Source organism: Pseudomonas spelaei, from assembly GCF_009724245.1.
Classification (GTDB): Bacteria; Pseudomonadota; Gammaproteobacteria; order Pseudomonadales; family Pseudomonadaceae; genus Aquipseudomonas; species Aquipseudomonas spelaei.
In genome coordinates this window covers 369,057-390,504 of record NZ_WNNK01000003.1, presented here as the reverse complement: position 1 = coordinate 390,504, position 21,448 = coordinate 369,057, and the positions used below count along the sequence as shown (strand labels likewise).

8 protein-coding genes are annotated in these 21,448 nt (G+C 62.1%); all 8 read right to left on the bottom strand.

Annotated features, from left to right (window positions below; translation table 11 throughout):
- Nucleotides 1–14: 14 nt before the first annotated feature.
- Nucleotides 15–650: a DNA repair protein gene (locus tag GNF76_RS05860; RefSeq protein ID WP_155582227.1), complete on the bottom strand. Its 636-nt coding sequence runs from the start codon at nucleotides 648–650 to the stop codon at nucleotides 15–17.
- Nucleotides 651–668: 18 nt separating this feature from the next.
- Nucleotides 669–2,369 (bottom strand): putative porin, encoded by a 1,701-nt coding sequence (locus GNF76_RS05855; protein WP_155582226.1) that lies wholly within the window; start codon nucleotides 2,367–2,369, stop codon nucleotides 669–671.
- Between the two features lie 41 nt (nucleotides 2,370–2,410).
- The gene (locus tag GNF76_RS05850) at nucleotides 2,411–3,118 is read right to left on the bottom strand and encodes an energy transducer TonB family protein (protein WP_155582225.1); all 708 of its coding nucleotides are present in this window, start codon (nucleotides 3,116–3,118) and stop codon (nucleotides 2,411–2,413) included.
- 3 nt (nucleotides 3,119–3,121) lie between these two features.
- Nucleotides 3,122–3,547, bottom strand: a complete 426-nt coding sequence (locus GNF76_RS05845) for an ExbD/TolR family protein (RefSeq protein WP_155582224.1) — start codon at nucleotides 3,545–3,547, stop codon at nucleotides 3,122–3,124.
- 11 nt (nucleotides 3,548–3,558) lie between these two features.
- Nucleotides 3,559–5,370: a DUF2341 domain-containing protein gene (locus tag GNF76_RS05840; RefSeq protein ID WP_155582223.1), complete on the bottom strand. Its 1,812-nt coding sequence runs from the start codon at nucleotides 5,368–5,370 to the stop codon at nucleotides 3,559–3,561.
- A 24-nt stretch (nucleotides 5,371–5,394) separates the two neighbouring features.
- Nucleotides 5,395–7,017, bottom strand: a complete 1,623-nt coding sequence (locus GNF76_RS05835; RefSeq protein WP_178123195.1) for a ShlB/FhaC/HecB family hemolysin secretion/activation protein — start codon at nucleotides 7,015–7,017, stop codon at nucleotides 5,395–5,397.
- Nucleotides 7,018–7,091: 74 nt separating this feature from the next.
- The gene (locus GNF76_RS05830; protein WP_155582253.1) at nucleotides 7,092–7,694 is read right to left on the bottom strand and encodes a transposase; all 603 of its coding nucleotides are present in this window, start codon (nucleotides 7,692–7,694) and stop codon (nucleotides 7,092–7,094) included.
- A gap of 1,026 nt (nucleotides 7,695–8,720) precedes the next feature.
- On the bottom strand, nucleotides 8,721–21,281 hold the full coding sequence (locus tag GNF76_RS05825) for a filamentous hemagglutinin family protein (protein ID WP_155582222.1): 12,561 nt from the start codon (nucleotides 21,279–21,281) through the stop codon (nucleotides 8,721–8,723).
- Between the last annotated feature and the right edge of the window lie 167 nt (nucleotides 21,282–21,448).

Genomic DNA, 21,448 nt, shown 5'->3' with positions numbered 1-21,448 from the left:
CGCTTCCTGGTTGATCAGTGATTGACGACAGCCTGGGGCGCGTCAAAGCGGCTCTGGTACAGCTGGTCGCCAAACCCCTGGGCCAGTTCTTCGAACTTGACCCGTGCGCCGCTGGCGAACGGCTGGCGGATGCTCATGACCTCGGCCACGTCGATTTTTTCGTAGGCCGTCAGCAACTGCTGGGCCACGCCGTACATCTGTTGATTCTTGGCTGAACATTGCTGCACTTGTGTGTCACGTTCGCTCAATTGCACCTGCAAGCGCGCGCGCTCAGTCTCTTTGCCCTTGGCCAGCACCAGCAGTTCTTCATAGGCTTTCTTGAACTTGCCGGTCTGTTCGTTGCTGGCCGCTACCTGCGCCTGGGCCTGGCTGTGCAGGCTCTGCTGCTGCCCCACCAGTTGCTCGGCCACACCGCGGGCCTTGTCCAGTTCGGCGGTCAACTGCTTGATCTGTGCCTGGGCCTGCTTGGCCTGGTTCTCGGCGGCGATGCGCGCAGCGCTGGCCTGGGCCTGCTCGCTTTGCAAGGCCTGCAACTGGGCGGTGGTGCTGCGCAGTTGAGTGCGCAAGCGCTCCTCCATGCCCTCGGCAGAGGCGCCGGTGGCGGCCAGGCTGCCAATCACCAGTAACAGGCCGCAAATTCGCGTGTTCATGGGGTGTCTCCCTGCGCGTCAGAAGCGCGTGTTGAGTTCCAGTTGCATGACGTCGACTTCAAACGGTGCGCCATACACTTCGGAGGCGCTGAGCCAACGCGCACTGGCGTAGATGTTCTTGTCGATACCGTAGTTGCCGCCGATGAAATAGCCCTTGGCGTTGGTGCCGCCGAGGTGGAATGAGGAGTCGTTGAAACCATCGGGCAAGGCGTCAGGCTGGATGTACTTGTAGCCCGCCAATACGTTCCAGTCGCCAGCCTTTTTCATCTCCAGCGCACTGCCCAGGGTGAACTGCACCATCATCGCGTTGGCGCCGCTTTCAAACTGGCCATCGCGGTTGATGTTGTTGACGATCTCGCCTTCGCTGCGCTTGAGCATCTCGCCCTTGTCATAGGCCAGGTTGTGAATGAAGTTGGTCTGGCTGCGCAGTTTGAAGTCGTTCGGCAACTCACTGTCCCAGACCAGATTGAGGTCAAGTACGTCGAACTTCGAAGCCAGGCCTACGTACTGTGGCTGTGGGGTCAGGCCAGGCGTGGCCGGGTTGGCGCTGATATTGCGCAGCAGGAACACGCTGTTGCCCTTTTGCATGAAGGCCGAGCGCGAGCCATCACTGTCGCAGCTTGGCTGACCGGCCCAAGGCGTACAGGGGCTGGAGCGCTGGCCTTCGATGCTGTCGAAGCGGTAGTAGGCCAACGCGCCCTTGAGGCTGTTCGTGTTGTTGATCTTCCAGTTGGCGCCGATCTGGCCGCCAAACAGCCATTTGTTGTCGCTGTCTTCCTTGTCCAGGCCATTGTTGCTGGCCGTGTCTGAGCTGTACTCCACCGGGAACGCACCGAGGGTGCCGAACACACTCCAGTCGCTGCTGAGCTTGTGGTTGAAGAGCGCCGCCACACCGTCGAAGTTGAGGTCGTTGGAATACATCATGTCGGTGGAGAAGAACGGGTTGGCGAACCGCCCACCGGTCAGGGTCAGGTCCTGGGTGGCCTTCCAGGTCAGGTAGCCCTGGTCGAGCCAGATGTCCTTTTTGCCAAACCCGCCACCGAGGGCCTGGGTGGTGGACACCGGGTTGTTGTCGGAGCCGGTGCCGATGCGAATGCCGGCGGTCCAGTCCGGCGCCACCACTGCTTTCATGCCCAACCGTGCCCGCAGGCGCATGCTGTTTGAGCGGTCCTGGCGGGTGTTGAGCAACGGCGGCAGCTTGCTGTTGGTGTCCTTGTTGACGTCGTAAGGGCCCGAGTCGTTGAGCTTGGCGTAGTCGACAATTTCATTGCTGTTGTTGCCGGAGAAGTAGCGCGACTCGTCCCGCAGGCGAATGTCGCCGTCGAAGCTGATACGCGAGACCCAATCGGGGAAGGTATTGGGCTGGGCCCAGTTTTCCTGCTTGGCGGTGGCCATGACTTCGGCCTTGACCTGATCGCGGATCTGATCGCGTACCGCCGCCGGCACGTATTGCACCCGCACGTCCCCCGGGGCCGTCGCCGGACCTGCCGCAACCGCCGTGGCGGTGCTGGCCTGGCGGGCTTGCTGGGCTTCTTTTTCGGCCTGGGCGATCAAGCCCTCGGCCTGTTCCTGCTTGAGCACACCTTGCTGCACCAGCAGGCGGATCAGGTTGATCGTGGCGTTTTCCGAGGGCGCGGCAGGTGCTGCCGTCGCCTGGCCGACCAGGGTCGCAATGACCATGCCGACCGCCAGGGTCAATCGATTCACATGGGAAATCATCTGCACACAACTCCTGTAGAGAACTGCAAAATGGGGTTCGATCAATCCGGTCGCCGGCCCTTGAGGGACAGGCGTACCGGCAGGGTCAGAGAGGCCGGCGTACGTTCTTTCAGGCGTGGCGTGGCCCGCAGTGCAGCCATTACCTGGGCGTCGGTGTCGGCATCGCCGCTGGATTTGGCCAGCTCCACGCGCGTCACCTCGCCATCCGCGCTCAACCACAGGTCGGCCTGCACCGCGTAGGCCTTCTTGCGCAACTCGGGGTCTTCACGCAGCAGGCGCTGGAACACGCCCGCCAGGTATTGCTTGAACGTGCCAGTTCCGAGGCCACCGCCACCGGAACCTGCCATGCCGCCGCCCTTGCCGGCGCCGATGTTGAACGCGTCGCTACCGGACTGCGCGTCGCCGTCGATCTGCATCGGGTTAGCCAGGTCGTCGGCCGGAGACGGTGGTGCCTGTTCCTCAGGCTTGACCTCCTCGGGTGCAGGCGTGGGTTCAGGCTCGGGGATCTTCTCTTCCACCTTGGGCTCGGGCTCCTTGGGTTTTTCCGGTGGCGGCGGTGGCGGTGGCGGCAACGGGATAATCATCGGCACCTTGGGTGCTTCGCGGCGCACACCGCTCATGTCATTGGCCCATTGCCAGAGCAACCAGGCGGCCACAGCGCCCAACAGCAGGCCTGCGCCCCACTTCAGCGGGCGCAACCGCGGCTTGTTCTTCACCGGTACAGGCGGGATCGGCATCTGTGCAGTCATCACTCAGCCCTGGCTCGGTTTGCCGGTGACCAGCCCGACCTGGGACAGCTCCAGGCGCCGCAACAAGTCGAGCACCTCGATCACCTTCTGGTACTGCACCATGGCGTCGCCGCGCACGATCACCGGAAAGTCGGGGTTCTGCGCTTTCTCGATACGCAGTCGCTCTTCCAGCTCGCCGAGGGTCACCGGATAGGCGTCGAGGAACACCTGGCCGCCGTCATTCACCGAAATGGCCTTGGTCTTGGCCTCGGACAACGACACCGAAGCGCTGGCCTTCGGCAGGTGAATCTGGATCCCCGAGACTTGGGCAGTGGCGGTGAGGATGAACATCACCAGCACCACCATCAGCACGTCCACCAGGGGCGTGATGTTGATGCTGTCGACAGCGGCGTCGTCGTCATCGTCGTGGGAGGCATTCACGGAAGCCATGATGATTCTCCTCAGGCCGGCAAGGCGGCGTGGTGGGCACGTTGATGCGCCGATTCACTGGACTGGCTTTCGCCGTGCATCTCCGCCAGGCGGGTGATGAACTCGTCCACGAACACGCGCATGTCGGCACTGACTTCCTTGTTGCGGGTAATCAGGCGGTTGTAGCCAAACAGTGCGGGGATCGCGACGAACAGGCCCATGGCCGTGGCCAGCAAGGCCGCCGCCATGCCCGGGGCGATGGCGTTGATGTTCACGTCACCGGCCATGGCCGTACCAAGGAACACCACCATGATCCCCAGCACCGTGCCAAGCAGGCCGATGTAAGGGCCGCCGGCAATCGCGTTGGACAGGGTCGAGAGTTTGGAACTCAGTTGCTGGTTCTCGCGGGTGCGCACCCCGTCCATGGAGCAGCGGATGGCCTCGATGGTGGCCGCCGAGACCGACGAGGTGTCGGCGCCCTGGGCGCGGCGGGTACGGATCTCCTTGACCGCCACCAGGTACAGGCGCCACAGCGAAGAATGGTTCAGGCGTTCGGCCAATGGCTGGTCATCGGCGAACATTTCCAGGCGCGTGCCGATCTGCGCAAACTGTTCGCGGAACAGCTCGTTGGCGCGACTGACCTGGCCGACCATGCGGTTCTTGCGGTACATGATGATCCACGACTGGAACATCATCGCCACCAGCACCAGGATGATCACCCAGGCGTCCACCGGCACGGCCTTGAGCAAGAAGCCCAGGCTGCCGAAACCGAAGCCTGACTGTTCTTCATCCACGCCATACACCACCAGTTTCGACTCGGCGCCCTGGGCACTGGCATCGGCCAACAACAGGCTGGCCGGACGCGCGACCTTGGACAGCCGCAGCTCGTCCATGGCCCCAGTGAACGGCAAGTAAGTGCTGGCAGGTGCTCCGGCTACCGCTGGCAGGTCAGCGCCAATCGCCATCTGTGAATTGAACGCCGGCACCGCCGCCGCAAGGCTCGCGGTTTCGCGGCCATTGACGTAGAGCGTGACCTTGTCACCCTCGGCGGTGAACGCCAGGTGCTGCCATTGCCCCGGGTTCAACGGCTGGGTCGAGACCGCTCGCTGGCCGTCGACGTCCACAAACGGCATGCCCTGGTTCAAGCCCAGCAACAGACTCTGGGTGCCTTCGCGGCGAGCCAGCACGAGTTGTTCGCCACTGGCCTGGTCCAGGCGCAACCAGACGCTAAAGGTAAAGGCCCCGCCCGCGTTGTGTTGCAACGAGGGGCTGGCCGGCAACAGCAACGGTTGGCCACTGAACTGCAGCGCACGACCGATCACCCCGTCGATACTGGCACCGGTGGCGTTCAACGCGGTATTGCCATAGGCCGTGGTGTCCCGTGGCGGCATACCGTTGGAGCCGTCGAAATGGTAGAGCGCGGTGTAGTTCGGATCGAACGTCAACTGGCCGTTGGCCGCAGCAGGAGCCTTCTGGTTACCGTAGTACATCCACAGATCCTGGCGCTGGGCGCCTTCCACCTTGGGCACATCGACCCAGATCAGCGCCATGCCCATCAAGGGGTCAAAGCTTTCGATCTGGTGGTTGAATACCGTCTTGTCATCGGCACTGACAAAGCGCAGGTCGGAACCGTCGTCCTTGACCCCATCGAACGTGAAGTTGCCGGTGTGCAGGCGTACCAGCAGCGCAGTGCGGCCCAGTGCCTGGCTGATCGCCGCACCTTGGGCGGTGGTGTCCACCGAGATCTGTTTGCGGTAATGCCAATCGTCCTGCCACCAGGCATGGGCGGTAGCCGGGAGTGCGAAACCCAGGCAGATCAACAGGCTCAGAAATAGGCGTTGCATGTGAAGGGATCTCCGTCAAAAGGGTCAGAAAGTCGCCTGCACACTGAAGTGCAGTCGCGAGTCCTGTTTCTGGGTGTTCGGTCCATCGAGCAGCGGGTAACCCCAATCCAGGCTGCCGGATAACCATTTGCTCAAACTGGCGCGGGTGCCCAGGCCGACACTGGCCAGGCTGTATTCGTCTTCCTGCTCCGGCAGCGGGTCGTGCAGGCGCAGGCGCGCCCCTTCGGCGAACGCATAGAAGCGCCACTCCTGCACATAACTGCCGAGAAATTTGGCCAGAGAGGGTGTGCGCAGCTCCTGGGACAGCAAGAAGCCCTCGTCCCCGGTGCGCTCGGCGGCCAGGTAGCCGCGTACCGAGGTGGCGCCACCGGCGGAATACTGCTCGTTGGAAACCAGTGGCCCGGAGGCCAACTGGAAACCGGCCTTGGATGCCGACTGCCAGTCATTGGCGAAGGTGTAGGTGTAATTCAGGTCGCCCTTGAGTACGGCAAAACTGGCGCTGGCCTGGTCGCGTTTGTACTGGAACTCCTTGTCGTCGCTGCCGTAGCCGAAAAAGCTGCGGGTGCCGACCACCAGGTTCAGGCCCAGCCCCAACTGTGAGTGTTCGTTGTAGCGATAGCCGTTGTAGCCGAAGGTCATCGGTGCGTACTTGAGCGGGATCTGGTCGCTGCTGCCGCCGAAACGCATCTGCTCTTTGAAGTCCTTGAAGTCCACCCCCATCGACAACGAGTTGGCCCAATTACCACCGGCCGGCAGGTTGTAGATCGCCGACACACCATAGGAGTGGCCCTTACCCAACACATTGCTGCCGCCGATGGTGGCGATATTGCTGTCGGACTGATAACCGGAGAATTGCAAGGTCCAGCGCTCGTTCAGCGGCGCGCTGTAGGAGCCCGACCAGACCTTGGCGTTGGAGCTGTCCTGGGGCGCGGTGAAGTAGGTCAGGGAAATGCTGTGGCCCAGTTGCCAGAGGTTGTCGTAACCCAGGGTGGCAACACTGCGCAGCTTCTCGGTGTCGGCGCTGTAGTCGTTGTTCAGGCCGATGCTGGCGTGCCAGGGGTTCTGGTCTTCCACTTGCAGGTCGACGTCCATGGTGCCCGGGCGCTGGCCTTCGCGAACCAGCGGCGTGACCTGGCGCCCGGCACCCCGATTGAGGCCGGCCAGTTGGGTTTGCACGCGGGCAAAGTCCGGTACCGCGCCTTCCTTCAGCGCCGGTACCTCGTCGCGAATTTCTACCGGCGAATAGTGTTTGGCACCGACCACCCGCACCCGGCCTACCTTGGTTTCGCTGACTTGCAGGTAAACGATGCCGTCATCAACCTTCTGCTCCGGCAACTCGACAAACACCGACTGGTAGCCGCGTTCCTGATAGATCTTCTGCAAGGCATCACGGGCGCCTTCGATATCCCCCAGAGACTTTTGCGGCCCCAGAAACGGATACACCGCCTCCTCGATGGCCCGCGCATCAAGCACGGTATTGCCGCGCACGAAGTACTCATTGACGTCCACCAGACGCACCGGTGCCTCAGGCTGAGTGCCCTCTTCCTCGGCTTGCGCCGGCTGCGCCAACGCCCCCAGCGCCAACCAGCACAGCGCCAGGCAACGCCCGGTACCGAGCGGCCACGTCGACTTGAACAGATGCTCCACACCGCCCCCTGAAATGCTCGAAAAACCCGGATACCGGGAACTGGCCGTCGCTGTTTGCACAGCGTTTGGCCGACTCAATTGCTGGTGGTCGAGGTAGCGCCGTGGCGTGCCAGCCAGGTGTGCAGCAGGGCGAAGTTCAGCGAGAACTCCGGCATGTGCAGCAAGGCGCCGCAGAACACTTCACCAATGATTTTCTGGATCAGTTGCACTGCGCGCGGGTCATCCAGCAGCGTGGCGATGTCACGCCGCAAAGTGGCCGCGCTCCAGACTTTCTGGCTCAGGTCCAGTCCGACGAACCAGCGAAACAGCAGGTTGTAATTGAGCTGTTCGTGCAGTTGCTGTTCGCTGGGGACTGAATAGAGCAGTTGCAGCAAGAGAACCTGCAGCACCGTGCGTGGCGCGATCACCAGGCCGGGCTCGACGTTAAGGGCCTGGAGCAGGTCGCGGTGTTGGTCGAACACGTCGTCGATCTGCGGGCGCAGCAGCACCAGCGAATGGCCCGCAGGGATGTAGCTGGAGACTTCTTTCAAGGCGCTTTGCCAGTCATCCTGGGAGACGATCCAGACCCAGGGTGCGCCGTAGCGATAGACCGAGACCGGCTTTTTGCGGGCGGCTTCGACGATCTTTGACAGGCGCTGATCCAGCTCCTGCATACCCACTTTCGAGTAGCGTTCCATAGTGCCCATTTGCTCCACTCCTGGCATCTTGTCACTGGCCGAAAAGTTGCCTTGCGGCCTCCTCAAGCGCGTTACATAGGCAAGACGGGAGTGGCTGGGGACTACCGAACTTTTGTCATAAAAGCTTCATTCGTGGGTTGTTGGAGGGGGTGTACATATCCGTTGCTGTGGTAACGGCTGCTATGGGTTCCGCTCTTACAGCGGGTCACTTTTGAAAAGAGCCCAAAAGTAACCAAAAGGCTCTTGCCCCACCACTCGGTGCCTCGCCTAGGCTCGGCATGCCCTCACTCCGGCATTGCTCCGTGGGCCGCCGCAATGGGCCATCCCTGGCCCAGTGCGGCTAAACCGGCGTCCTGCCGGTTTACCCACGGACCAATGCCTGCGTTCGGCCAGCGTGGTTTAACGGGGCGCCTAAGATCAAAGTCAAAAGCAGATCAAGAGCACAGCGGCCTACCGGCCGGCTTGAGTGGTGTGAAGCAAAGGCAAGATCAAACGCGGGCACGGTCGACTGTGGGAGCTGGCTTGCCTGCGATGCAGGCAACTCGGTCTTTCAGGAACACCGAGGTGATGCCATCGCAGGCAAGCCAGCTCCCACAGAAAAGCAGATCTGCTTTCGCTCTGGCCCTTGCTGGGCCTTGCCTTTGCTTCTACCACTCAGGTCGGCTTTCAGGCCGCCGTGCTTTTGATTTTGATCTTAGGCGCCCCGTTAAACCACGATGGCCGAACGCAGGTATTACGGAGTGGGTAAACCGGCAGGACGCCGGTTTAGCCGCGTTGGGCCATGGATGGCCCGTCGCGGCGGCCCACGGAGTAATGCCGGAGTGAGGGCACACCGAGCACTAGCGAGGTGCCAAGTGGTGGGGCAAGAGCCTTTTGGTTACTTTTGGGCTCTTTTCAAAAGTGACCCGCTGTAAGAGCGGAACCAATAGCCGCCGTGACCGCAGCAACGGATATGTACCCTACCCCCACCCAAAAAAATGGGCGATCACTGATCGCCCCAAATACAACGAGAGGTCCCTGAAAACCCTACAAACTAATCTGCCGCCGCTCCTCATCCGTCAACTGCGCCCGCGCCTGGTCACTCAATGGCCCAGCCCCAAGCACCTGCACCGGACTGTCCGGGTTATACACCGGTGACGTCGAAGCCGAATCCGGCCCACGCCGCACCGGCTCCGTCCCAAACCCCAACACCTCAACCGTGACAATCGACGCCCTGCCCTGACGCGCCGCCGCCTGCTGATTACGCGCCGCATCCTCCGCCGCCTGGGACGCCGCCGCCCCCGCCGCACTGGCCGACGTCATCGCCCCGGTATTCACCGCCGCCGACACCGGCACCCCGGACGACTTGCCCTGGGTCTGGATATTCGCCGCGTTCACCACCCGCAACGCCGCAATGTTGATATTGCCCGACACCCGAATCCCCGCCTCCCCCGCATCGATGGTGCCCAACGGCGCGATCAGGTCGATATCCCCCGCCGGCACCTCAGGAATCGGGTTAAGCGTGGCAATCCCCGCACCGGTACTCGGCACCGATGGCGACAGGCTGACGTTGCCCCAGTTGTCATAGATCCGCCGGGGCGGCGTATACACCACGGTGGTCTTGGAGCCCCGGCCAGCGTTGATGTCACCCTCGGCCGACCAGCCCATGATCGACCCGCCAAAGGTGGTCATGATCCGGCTCTGGCCCAGCAGGATGCTGCCCATGGAATACAGCTGAATATCTCCGGCGCCCTGGGTGATTACCCCCGCCGTCGACGGCGGTGCAGCACCTTCGATACCGAAGGTCTGACCGCCACCCGGCGTGAGCATCTGGATCGAGCCACCGAAATCGGTGTGCACACCCGATCCGCCGAACATCGTGATATCGCCTTTGTAGGTAATCGGGTTACCGGCCACGTCCTTGTCCGGGAACAGCGCGGCAATCGCCGCCCGGCCGCGCACGTAACTGCCCTGGCGCACGCCGCCGTTCTGGTTGTACTCGCGGCCGGCAGCCTTGAGTTCGGCGAAGTACAGGTCGCGGGCAAACACCCGTTGTTGCTCGGCCGGCAGCGCCGCGTAATAGGCACGGGCCTGGTCGGTGTCGCCGACAAACCCGAAGCGCTCGGCCAGCCAGGTGGCCAGTTCTTTTTCGTAGGTCTTGGCGACTTTCTGGCCTTGCAAGGTCAGCGGTTCGCCAGCCACCAGCTGGTTGGACGGATCGAGGTAGGCCTCAACGAAGCGACGGTAGTCCGGGCCGTTGGGGCCAGCACCGGCTTGCATGACAATGCTCGCACCGGGGCGGTTGTCACCCGACATCACAGGGCCAAGGCTGGTAATGCTGACTTCGCCGCCACTGGAAACCGGACGCCCGGACATCAGGATGTTGCCGCCAGCCGTCACCTCCAATGCACCGGGCCCGGCCACCTGGAAGTTGCTGTAGAGAATGTCCCGCCCGGCGGAAACGATGGAGATATCGTTGGGGTTGTTGTGGATGAACAGGTTGCCCGTCGATTGGATGTATTCGGGGCTGGCAGCCGTATTAAAGCGACTACCGCTGCTAACAATATCCCGCCCGGCCATCATCCATACTGGCCCACCACCTTCATACCAAGTCTGTCCCGCATGCAAATCTCCAGGGTTAGGACTAAAGGATATGATCCGCCCACTGCTGACCCCCAGCAGATCTCCGGTCAAGGCATAGAAGCGCGACGGTTGCGTTGAGATATTCGAGGCTGCCGATGCGGTGGCGGATCCAAAGACAAACAATGGCAGTGGATTGGAGTTCGACGAACTACCGTTAGTCGAAAGGTTGCTGCCACCGGTGACAATCTGCCCGCCTATCCTGCCGACAAACGCCGTCTGCCAAGGTGTGGCCATGATCCCGGGGTCGGCCGCCGATGGCGTGACAAACATACCACCCGCGTAAATCGAGTCATGCGCCAAGAACTGCAATTCACTGTTGGAGCCCGGGGCCAACAACAGGGGGCTGCTGTAATTAACGTCATTAGTATCTATCGCGACAGCCTTGCCGTAGTAAAGACTGCCACTGGCTGCCGTCGCCCGTACAATCGAGGGGTAGACAATCGCCAGATCGGACGCTCTGCCGCTGACGTTCGGGGCCAAATTGCCCCCGGCGGAAAATACATCAATGGCCGTGTGCCCGGTCCACAATGAGAACCAACTTTCGCCGGTTCCCTGTTCTGCACCACGGGTGAAGGATGATTTGTTGGCCAGCACGACGCGGCCCGGGTCGATCACGTCATGCACGACCAGGTCGCCCAAGGTCGCCAGGCTGAAGGTGGCATCGCCCGGCACCAGGGTCATGCCACCTCCCGCCCGGCCACGGGTGGCCTGCAACGAATCGAACGCCCGGGTTTCACCGGGGCTATGCGCACTTACCACACTGCCGTAGGTCAGTTCAATACTGCCCGTGGTGGTGCCGAACAATTGGGCATTGCCGCGTATATCCACCAGCATGCCGTTCTGATCGTCGGCACCAGGGTTGTTACCAGGGTTCAAGGCGCCACCGATACGGACTCGTAGATCGCCACCGCCCGTTAGCTGCAGGCTGCTGCCATCATTGGCAACCCGACCAGTGCTGCCGACTGCCAACACAAGCCCCTGACTGCGCGGATTGACGGAGGACAGCAGGGTGTTGCCAGCCATACGCTGAAGCAGCCCGGCGTCCCCCCCTACCCGCACATCCAGGTCCCCACCACCCAAGGTGCCAAAACCGGTAAAACCGACCAACTTGTCGACCGCGCCACCATCAGCAGTGTAACTGCCAAAGTTGACCCACCAGGCCGTAGGCTGGGCTTGCCCACCGGTATTCACTGTACCGCTGCCCTGACGCCACAACCAGTTGTCGACGCCTGCCGAATCAGTACCTCGGTCCTGGGGATTGGGTCGCAAGGAACTCGTGGCACTGCCAATGATATTTCCCGTCAGGTTGCCACCGACGTTCAAGGTGAGGTTACCGCCCGCCTCCGGGTACCAGGCCCGATACAGGCTGTCGGCGGAACCGTTGACGAACTGCTCGAAGTAGCTGCCCGGATCGTTCAGCACAGTCTTGTCCGCCCCGAGGACCTTGGGCTGGTTATAAGGGTCTCCCTTGTAAGTGGCCGTGGAAGAGGTCCCTGCGGTATAGACGCCGTACAGCGAATCCATGCTCAGGTTACCGGCGCTGAGCAGATCAAGGTCACCTGTGCCGGTACGGATCACACTGAAGCGCGCACTTGATGGCGTTGCCTCGTACTTCGTATCCCCCTGGGCCAGGCAAAAAGACGGTACCTGAGTACATACGTCCTCGACCGTTTCCATACCTGGAATACCCAGCCCCTTGATGAACGCGTCGGTGATCACTGTTCCAGCCTCGACTCCCAGTTCGTCCACTGCATCATTGGTCCAGACATACTGGGTCTTGGTCGCACAGTACTGCGGGAATGTGCCACAAAAGTCCTCGATCTTTCCCTGGTTCAAGTCATCAAGCAATGCCTGGTCAATCGGTTCACCTTCTTTGATATCCAGCCCCTCGCCATCCGGACCGAGCTCGAGGACTGCCTGCGCGCTCCATACCTGAACACCTTGCGGGGGCAGTTTCTTGGCAAACATGCCGTAGTGACTGTCCGCCAAGTGCAAGTCGCCGCTGCGCGGATGTGCCTGCAAAATGCGGCTGTCTGCCGCTTCAGTATCGGCGCCCGCCACTAACCGCAACGACCAGGATTGCGAACCTTCGGCCAGCATCGGCGAAATGGCCCAGAGCTTACCCTGACGGCCAGCCACTTCCGGGCGCAACTGCACCGACTCCACCCCGTCCGGCAGCTTGATATTGGTACCAGAAGGAATCAACGCCCCCCGTGGCAGCGGTATATTGCCGTTAAGGGAGACAATATTGTCAGCAGGCCTCGCGGGTGCGGACACGAAGGGCAATGGAACCCCTTTGGGCCAGGTCATGGCCTTGAGCGACGTGCCTTGGGTCAACAGGCTCCCTGCGTCCAACTGTGAGCCGGCCACCAGTGTTTGCGCCTGGCCCAACAACGTACCAGCCGCCCACAACACATTCCCGGAAGCATCCCGTACCGCCGCCGCGAGCACCGTGCCGGCCGGCAATACCAGATTCTGAGCCAGGGTTGCACGCACCGGCAAACGAGTACCGGCGATCAAGGTCATCCCCTTGATCGGTAAGTCGTAGTTCAACACGGTGCCCGCTGGGAAGGCCGTACCATCGGCCAAGGTCACGCCGTTACCGGGCACGACAATATCGCCGCCGGTGAAGTCGGTCCCTGGCAACAACACCCAACCTTTGTCATCCACCGTCACCGGAGGTGGTGCAAAACCGTCGTTGATGCTGCCGTAGATGTTCAAGTCGCCACCGGCACGCAAGGTCAGGCTACCGGACTCACCCGAGCCGTAAACCGAGGTTTTCTGACTATGGGGGTTAAGACTGGCGTAGCGATAACCAGAAAGGTCAACGTCGCCTTGCACCACCAGATCACCGTCCGGGGTCTTGCTGACGATTTCCACACCAGGACGCAGGTGGAACACATCGGCATAGGTCGGGTTATTCAAACCGGCGAGCTTGTTCTGCAGCAGGTTGTTGTTGAGCAGCGCCGCGTTGATGAAGGCTGTGCTCAAGGCATGCTTGCCATCCAGGTACGCCTGGTCGATCACCTGATACGGCCGCCCGCTGGCAGTCGGATCGGTTTTCTCCACCGCGTCGTCATAGCTGACCATGCCGTTGAGGTTGATCGATCGGGCGCCCAGGATATCCAGGCGGCCACGGGCATCAATGGCGATGTCGTTGCTGGTACCGTCGGTATTGATCAGCCGTGGCGCGTTCAACTCCAGGGTGCCGCGATTACGACCATCGTTACCTGACGGGGTTTGCGTGCCATGGCGCAGGTCAATACGCGTGCCCTCGGCCAATGTCAGCAAGCCGTTGCCGGAACCCAGGACCACCATGGCCCGGTTTGGCGAATCAATGATCTTGCCGTAACTGTCGACCCGCAGTTTGCTGCCATGGGCATCCAGCACCGCACCGCTATCCAGGGTCAGGCCATGCTTGCCGGCCAGGTTGATGCTACCGACCCGCTCGCCACTGGCATCCACCACCCCGTTGACCCGCAAGCTACCGTTGTCCACCGAAACGCTGATAGCGCCAGCCTTGAGGCCATTGCCGATGGTCAGGTCACCCTGCTTGAGCTGGAAGCTGCGCGCACCGAATACCTGGCCTTCGTTCAAGCGCTGGTTGAGGGACGCAAACTGTTGGTCCAGGGAACCGCTGTCCGCCAGGCGCTGCGCCTGGATCTCCACCGTACCGGCCTGATAAGGCATCAAGGTGCCGCCAGCATCGTAATAGCCAGTGCTGCTGCCCAGGATCTTGCCTTGCAGGTCGACAACACCACCCGCCGCGTCCAGCGCCACGGCCCGCAGCTTGCCGGCCTGGTTGTGTTTGGCCGACAGGTCAATGGTCGAACCCGCCGCCTGGAGGATGTTGCCGTTGCGGCTGTCCAACAGCACCTCGCCGCCCCAGCCATACCGGGTCACATCGTTGAACGCGATGGCACGACCGGCGACGTCGATCAGCGCCGAGTCGGTCAGCACCACGTCGCCACGGGCGCCAAGGCTGACCTTGCCACTGGGCAATACCACCGCACTGGCCAGACGAATGCTGTCGCCTTGAAGCGACAACTCGGCGCCTTGGCCGTTAGCCATGCCACGCGGACCCGCCGAGGCGCCGACATCAATCGCACCGCCCGCTGTGAGGCGATTTACCGAGCCCCCTTCACCGGTCATCAACGGCGTGAGGATGGAGAGATTGCCCCCGTTGTACTGGAAGCCCTTGATCGGGTCATAAGCCCCCTGACTCTGATAGACCGACAGGCTGCCCTTGTGGTTGGCGGTAATACGTTCGCTGGCGTTGAGGTTGACGTTGGCAAAGCCCAGGGCCAGGCGGTCAAAAGTCTTGGTGGTGCTTGGCTGGGCAAAGGCGCCGTAACCGAATTCAATACGCTCGGCGTTGATATCCAGGCGCCCGCTACCAGTACCAGCACCGCCGGCCACCACGGCGCCTGGGGGTGTTGTCGCACCCAACCAGATCAAGTTGGCCGTGTGGAGGGTTGCCACATCATCGACGCCTCCCAAGCCATAAATTGCCGGTGTCGAGAGCATCAGGTTGTCCAGCAACGATTTTCCAGTCACCGGGTCATAGGTATCCAGTGTGGTGCTGGCGTAGAAATTGACGCTGTCACGGGCCGAGAGTTGCAGGGTCTCGAGGGCAGGTGCACCGAGCTGGGTGTCACCGCGTAGCAAACGATCGAGCAGCGGTTGAGTGAGGGTCAGCCCGGCCGGCAAGCGACTACCCGCTACAGCAGCCAAGGCCTCGGCGCTGCCGAGGTTGATGCTGTTCACCCCCAGGTTGAGGTGCCGGGTACCGTAACGCACCTGATCACCCAGCTGGAAGGTGCTGTCGGTCAAGGCCACGACACTGCCTTCGGAATACAGTGCGGTCTGCCCACTGCACACAGCGCTGGCGCAGACACCGAGCCTGATACCGTCACTGACCTCCTGGCCTTGTGACGTGCTGAGCACATTGAGCACGCCATTGGAAACCGCCAGCATGTTCGCGACCTGGTAGGTAAACCCGTCCCGGGCATCGTAACTGGCCTTGCCACGCCCCAAGGTGTTGATGGATGCGCCTTGCTCCAGAAGAATCTCGCCGGAATTACTGGCCAGAAGGACTTCTGGGGCCGCCAGCGTCGCGCCTTCGCGCAGAATGATGCTGCCCCTGGGAGTGTTCACGTTACCGGCAAAGGTAATGTAATTGCCTGACTGGCCGTATTCCACAAGCGTCAGGCCGCCCAGTATCAGGCGCGAAGCACCCAGTGCGTTGAGGCTTTCAGCGTTCAGGGTCACGCCACTGAACGAATGGCTCGCCGGCTGGCCGGCCTTCACCACTTCGAGACCGCTATCGCTCATATTCCGTACGGCCACAGCACCGCCGTAACCACCGTCCGCCGCGTCGAAGTGCCCAATCCCCTGGAACGAAAACGCCTCAGCGCCGCTGCCGGGGTGCAGCGCCAACTTCAAGGTCTTGGCATCCACCTCCACCATAGGGCGTGGCACGCCGAGCCTGGCCGCATCGGCGCGAGCGAACTGGGCATAGCCGGTTTCGTTGTATTGAGAGTAACGGCGCAGGGTGTCGGCCGAAGTCAGGATCAACTGACTTGCCGTACTCTTGCTGATCCCGGTGTCAGCGATCGACAAGTGCCCAGCGGTAGACCAGGAACCATTGCGCATCAGACGGGTAGCCGGGTCACTGCCCTCCCCGGCCAGGCCATTGATCTCGACGCGAAACGCCCCAGGCATCAGTGCATAGGTGGACGGCATCAAGGTGTAGGTGCCGGCCGGCAACCCCGGTACACCCGCGCCGATGGTGACCTGCTGGCCCATCAGCGGTGCGACCGCCCCGCCTTCCGGCGCCAGTGGGGCCGCAGTGGGCTGCGCACCCGGCACAATCGCGTACACCGGGTTAGTGGCCAGGCCCGGTAACACAAAACCGCTATTGGCCCCGAATTGCACCAAGGGGTTGTAGCGCGCATCGGTAGAACCACCCCGCCCGGAAATGAACCCGGCCCCCAACAACTCGCCGCCACCGGAGAGGTCCAGGGTGGCATCCGGCAGTACCGCGATCGACTTGCCACCCAGAATCACCCCGACACTCAACTCGTTACCGACAACGGCCCCCTGGCCGAGAAACCTCACCGTCTGACCGTTGTATTGATAGACCTGCCCATCGACCGTGCCGCCGTAAGGCAGTACCAGGCCCTTGCCACTCACCGATGTCAAACTGCCAGGCAACAACTGGACCAGGTTGCTCCCCATGTTGCCCATACTGATCAACCCCAGAGGCGCTCGAACCACACCGCCTTGGCGAACCGTCGCGGCGCCCAGTTGCAATCGACCAAACGCTGAATAGGGCACCGCTACGTCAACATCCCCGATACGGCCAATGGTCAGCGTGCGCGTGGGGGAAAACGTCATGTTGGCGCTGTTGAGTTCGCTCTGGTAACCGGCGATCACTCGCGCACTGGCTTCGGTGCCTGGATACAACTGCGCCGCGCGCAACGTCATGTCACCTTGAGTCAACAACTGGGTACTGATGCCGGTGGCCACTTCATTCGCGTTGGTTCCCGCCAGGAAGCGCAAATCGCCCTGGCTGGTGAGGTTCACCTGATCAAAACCGCGACGTTCAACCCCCACCAGACTGCTGTCTGCCTGCCTCAGGCTACCGTTGCTGCCAAACAACACACTGCCACGCACATCGATAAAGTTACCGCCGGCAGTGAACTGCGCCTCGGTTGCCCGCAAGGACGGCTTGGGCAGAAGGATCACCGGACGCACGTACGGATCCAGCCCAGGCGTGTTCATGCCACCCAGCAACAGATACGGTGCCGACAGGTTGACCCGGGAATGGGCATCGGCGCTTTCACTGAGGCTGTAGGCAGCGCTGAATAGACGCAAGCTCTGACCCATGCTCAATGAAACATCGCCATCAAAGCTCATCAGGCCGTTGCTCATGAGCGCAAGATTGTCAAAGCCACCCGAGCTGACTTGATCCACCCCCAGGCGACCATGCCCGTATTCCAGACTGCCGGCCGCCTGCTCGGCGGTAGCCGCCAGGTTTTGGGCTTGATGAGTCTGGCCAAGGTGCAATTCACGGCCTTTGAGTACCCTATCCGTGGCAACAAATCTGTCGTAGTTCGGACTCTCCAACGCTACGGTGAGGCTCCCTCCCGCCGCGCCGGCACCACCCGCCCTGGCGATAAAACTGCCGTCCAGATACAAACCATTATTGGAGGCCAGGCTGATGCTGCCACCGTTACTGTTTACCCCGACCGCGCCCTGCCCGGGAATATTCAGTAAAGCTTGAGTGCCCGAGGCCTCCAACCGCGCGCCCTCGCGCACCACCACAAACACGTCACTGGCCTTGGCAATGCCGGTGGCCAAGTCGATAGTGCCGCCTACCGTTATCTTGCCGCCATCACGCACCAGGCCGTAATTGCGCCCACGGTTGTCGACGGCCGTCGCGGCCCGGGCCGTGGCGTCAATCAAGGCGTGTTCACCGACCCAAATGGAGCGGCCATGGCCGATGGCATTGGCCTGCTCCAGCGTCTGTGGCGGCGTAGCCAGGCCGCCCAGGCTGACGCTGCCACCCCAGGCATTTAGCGTACCGTCCAGGGTCAATTGGCCGACGCTGCGCAAGTTGATTGCCTGGCCTGGATCAACGTTGATGACCGCACCCTGGCCCACCGTCAGGGCGGTGGTCGCCAGTTGCGCGGCGGTGGATTCCTGGCGGCCGGCGGTCAAGGTCAACCCGGCGCCACGACGCTGGGTCAGCACACTCTTGAGCGCATCCTGCTGATACAACTCTGGGGTCCAACGCTCCATGACACTGGCCAGATCACTGCCACTCGGCGTGGTCGTCCCCTGCTCGCCCACGCGATAGACCGGCGTGGTGACATCGACCTGGGTACCGTCAGCGACAATCAGCCCTTCATTGCCGGTGATGTCATAGGCCGAAAAGCCTTTATTGAAAAAGTCCCCGGCCAGTTGCAGGGTGCCGGCGTCCCGTGCGCCATCGCCGATCAACACCTTGCGAGCCTGCAAGGCCAAGGTGCCACCACCGCTGACGCCATAACCACGGATCTCACCGCCCAGCTCAAGGGCACCAAACGCCCCCAGGGTCACGCTGCCGCCCTTGCCGCCGCTGACCTTGCCATCCAGTCCGATGGTTGCCCCCGATGACGTATCCACCAGGCTCCCGGACGCCAGTTTCACGTCACCGGTACTGCGCAGCGATACCTTGCCACCGTTGGCATAGGCAACGCCCTCGGTAACCTGGGGTTCCAGCGCGAGATTGTTCCAGCGTCCGGAGGCATCCAGCTTGACCCCGGTGGCCACGTCGACCCGTCCCTGGCCCGCCAGGATCACATCCCCGACGACATTGTTGCTGTTGAGGTTGACCTGATTGAGCACGTTCCCGGCATTGATGCTGCCACCCTTGGCGGTCAGGTTGGCGTTGAGCTTGACCTGTGGCCCGTACAAGGTGATATCGCCGCCGGCAGCCACGTTGAGTACACCATTAACTTCAATCTGCTGCCTGGCCCCGACCTTGATCGCTCCCAACTGGAAACCGTTGAGTTGATCACTGTCGAGCACCAATTTGCCCTGACGCTCACTCGGCAGTGCGCTAGTGAGGTCCAGCCCCTCGGCGATTTTTTGTGTATTGCCTTCGATCAGCACCTGATCCATGGCCGGGGTCAGGCCGTAACGCAGGGTGCCGGTGCTTTTGTTGAAGATCGGCGTGTACTGGCCAATGATCAACTGCGCACGCTGGGCCATGGTTTTCTGCGACTGCTGATAGCCATCGAGGTTGATATTCGGTGCCTGGGTTTGGCGATCGCCCTGGAATACATCGCTGATCAACTGGCCTTCCAGAACAGCGCTGGAGGTGCCGACCACCAACTTGCCAGCGTCGCGACCCACGGTGTAACCGGCCTCGTATCGACGTTGCGAAGCGATCAACGGGTTGTAGTAAAGATCGGTGCGCCCCCAGCGTGCACTGGTGTCTTCAAACCCTTTGTAGAAGCCGGTGTAGAGAATGTCCCCCGGCGCTTTCGACAGCTCATAGAGGCGCCCATCGGGCCCCTTGAGCCAGCTTTGCTGGATATACCCTCCCTGCACATCCACGGTACCGCCCGACAGGTTGAGCTGCGCGCCCGCCTGGGTCACCAGCTCCTTGCCGGTAAAGGTCAGCGTGCCGCCCTGGGCCATCCACTCGCCTACCGAATGACCTTGGGTGCCCAGATAGCCGCCCACTTCCAACAGGCCGCCGGCGGTGTACCAACGGTCCGTGGCGTAGCCATTGGTGCCTGCCGGGACGAACACCAACTCCCGCAGGTCGACCCAGACATCGTTGTTGATCAACTTGCCGCCTTCGCGGTTAACCGAGGCATCGCGCTGCTCATTGCCCTGGACGTTGATCTTGATGTTGTTGGATTCCATCGCCACCTTGACGCCGACGGCGCCGGACACATCGATCATCGCGCCGTCACGCACCAGGCTGCGCTGGCCGGCCGTGACCGCCACCTGGCCGCCAGTGGCCAAGGTGATCGAGCCTTTCTGGAAGTCCACCGTGCCGCCGCTGACGATTTCCACCCGGGATTGATCGGTGCGGTCGGCGAGGCTGCTCAGGTTGTTGAATTGCCCGGTGATCAGGTTGACCGACAAGCCGTCGAGCTTGACCAAGCCGTTATCCCGCTGGCTGTTGAGGGCGGTGCTGGTGCCGCTGTCCAGCAGGATCGCCGTGGTACTGCCCTCTCCCAGCGTCACACTGCCGGTTTTGTCGCCGGCGGAGTTGAGCAAGTGGACAGTGCCACGGGTGTCCACCGACGTGCTGGCCAGCGCCACGCCGTTTTGCTGCACCTGATGCCCGGTGAGGGTGATATCGCCGGTGGAGGCCATGATCAGGCCGCTGTTACTGACCTTGCCGGCGCTGCTGCCAGCCTTGAGGCTGGTCGCCACTTCATTGCCACGGGTGGTGGAACGGTCATTGCCTCCCGTGCCGACACCCCGGCGGATGTAGAAACTGTCACCGGCCGCCAGGGTGGTCTGGCCCTTGGCAGTGATGATCGTACCGGCGTTTTCCACCTCCGAGCCCAGCAGCAACGTGTAGCCACCGGCGTCGGTGGACGTAGCCGGGTTGTGGGTCTGGATCAACGCCCCGCGCTGCACTTCAACCTTGCCTGCCGCCTCGGTGAACGTCGGTTGGGTACCGCTGGCGTCCACGTAGATCCCGCGCTGAGTGAACTGCTCATCAGTGATGGTCGCGGCAGCGGCCACCAGATTGCGCACGTTGACTTGGCTGGTGCCACTGAAGACCACACCGTTGCGGTTCATGATCATCACGGTGCCAGCGCCCTTGATCTGGCCCTGGATCTCACTCGGCCGGGCGTTGGGGTCATTGACCCGGTTCAGCGCGGCCCAGTTCGACTGCTGCTGGAAGTCGACGGTGGTGTTGCGCCCGACGTTGAAGGTCTCCCAGTTGAGGATCGCCTTGTCGGCGGTCTGCTCGATGGCCACTGTGGTTTTGCCACCCGCCTGGTTCTGCACCGGGCTTTTGGCGTTGGTCCAGCCCTGGGTCAGGCTGTTGTCCACCTGCAGCCCGCCCTTGCCGAGGCCGTCGGGAATGTTCGAGATCTGCCCCAACGCAGCCTGCCGCCCCGCCGCCTGGGCCGCCTGCTGGGCAGCAATGGCGGCGACGCTGGTATTGAGGGTGCTCAAGGAGCGCTGCAACTGCTGATTGACCCGTGTCTGCTGGGACAACGGTGGCGGCATGCCCGGCATTTGGGCGCCGGGACGCGCAGCCGTCGCCGCCTGAGAGGCACCTTTGGCCGCGAACCAACCGGAACTGAACGCCGTGGCGCCCTGGGCGCTGCCCGCTACCAGCAACAAGGCAATGGCATGGGCCAGCGGCTTGAGGCGCAGGATCGTCTGGCCGCCAGGGCCCTGGGCATTCACATTTACCGTTGGTTTGCAGCGGACCATCTGGACTCATCCTTCTTTGTCATTGCCGAAGACGCGCGTCACGTATGGGAGTTAGGCCGTTGGCGAGGGGCGCGACTGAACTTCTGTCATGGAAAATTCATATGCGACTGATAGCGACACCCAGTGAATGCAAACGGCAACGACCCGGGCCGTTGCCGTTCAAGGGG

What these genes read in the sequence shown, in the direction of transcription:
- GNF76_RS05860 (WP_155582227.1), bottom strand. Translation starts at nt 650, where the DNA reads ATGAACACGCGAATTTGCGGCCTGTTACTGGTGATTGGCAGCCTGGCC.
- GNF76_RS05855 (WP_155582226.1), bottom strand. Translation starts at nt 2,369, where the DNA reads ATGATTTCCCATGTGAATCGATTGACCCTGGCGGTCGGCATGGTCATT.
- GNF76_RS05850 (WP_155582225.1), bottom strand. Translation starts at nt 3,118, where the DNA reads ATGACTGCACAGATGCCGATCCCGCCTGTACCGGTGAAGAACAAGCCG.
- GNF76_RS05845 (WP_155582224.1), bottom strand. Translation starts at nt 3,547, where the DNA reads ATGGCTTCCGTGAATGCCTCCCACGACGATGACGACGACGCCGCTGTC.
- GNF76_RS05840 (WP_155582223.1), bottom strand. Translation starts at nt 5,370, where the DNA reads ATGCAACGCCTATTTCTGAGCCTGTTGATCTGCCTGGGTTTCGCACTC.
- GNF76_RS05830 (WP_155582253.1), bottom strand. Translation starts at nt 7,694, where the DNA reads ATGGAACGCTACTCGAAAGTGGGTATGCAGGAGCTGGATCAGCGCCTG.
- GNF76_RS05825 (WP_155582222.1), bottom strand. Translation starts at nt 21,281, where the DNA reads ATGGTCCGCTGCAAACCAACGGTAAATGTGAATGCCCAGGGCCCTGGC.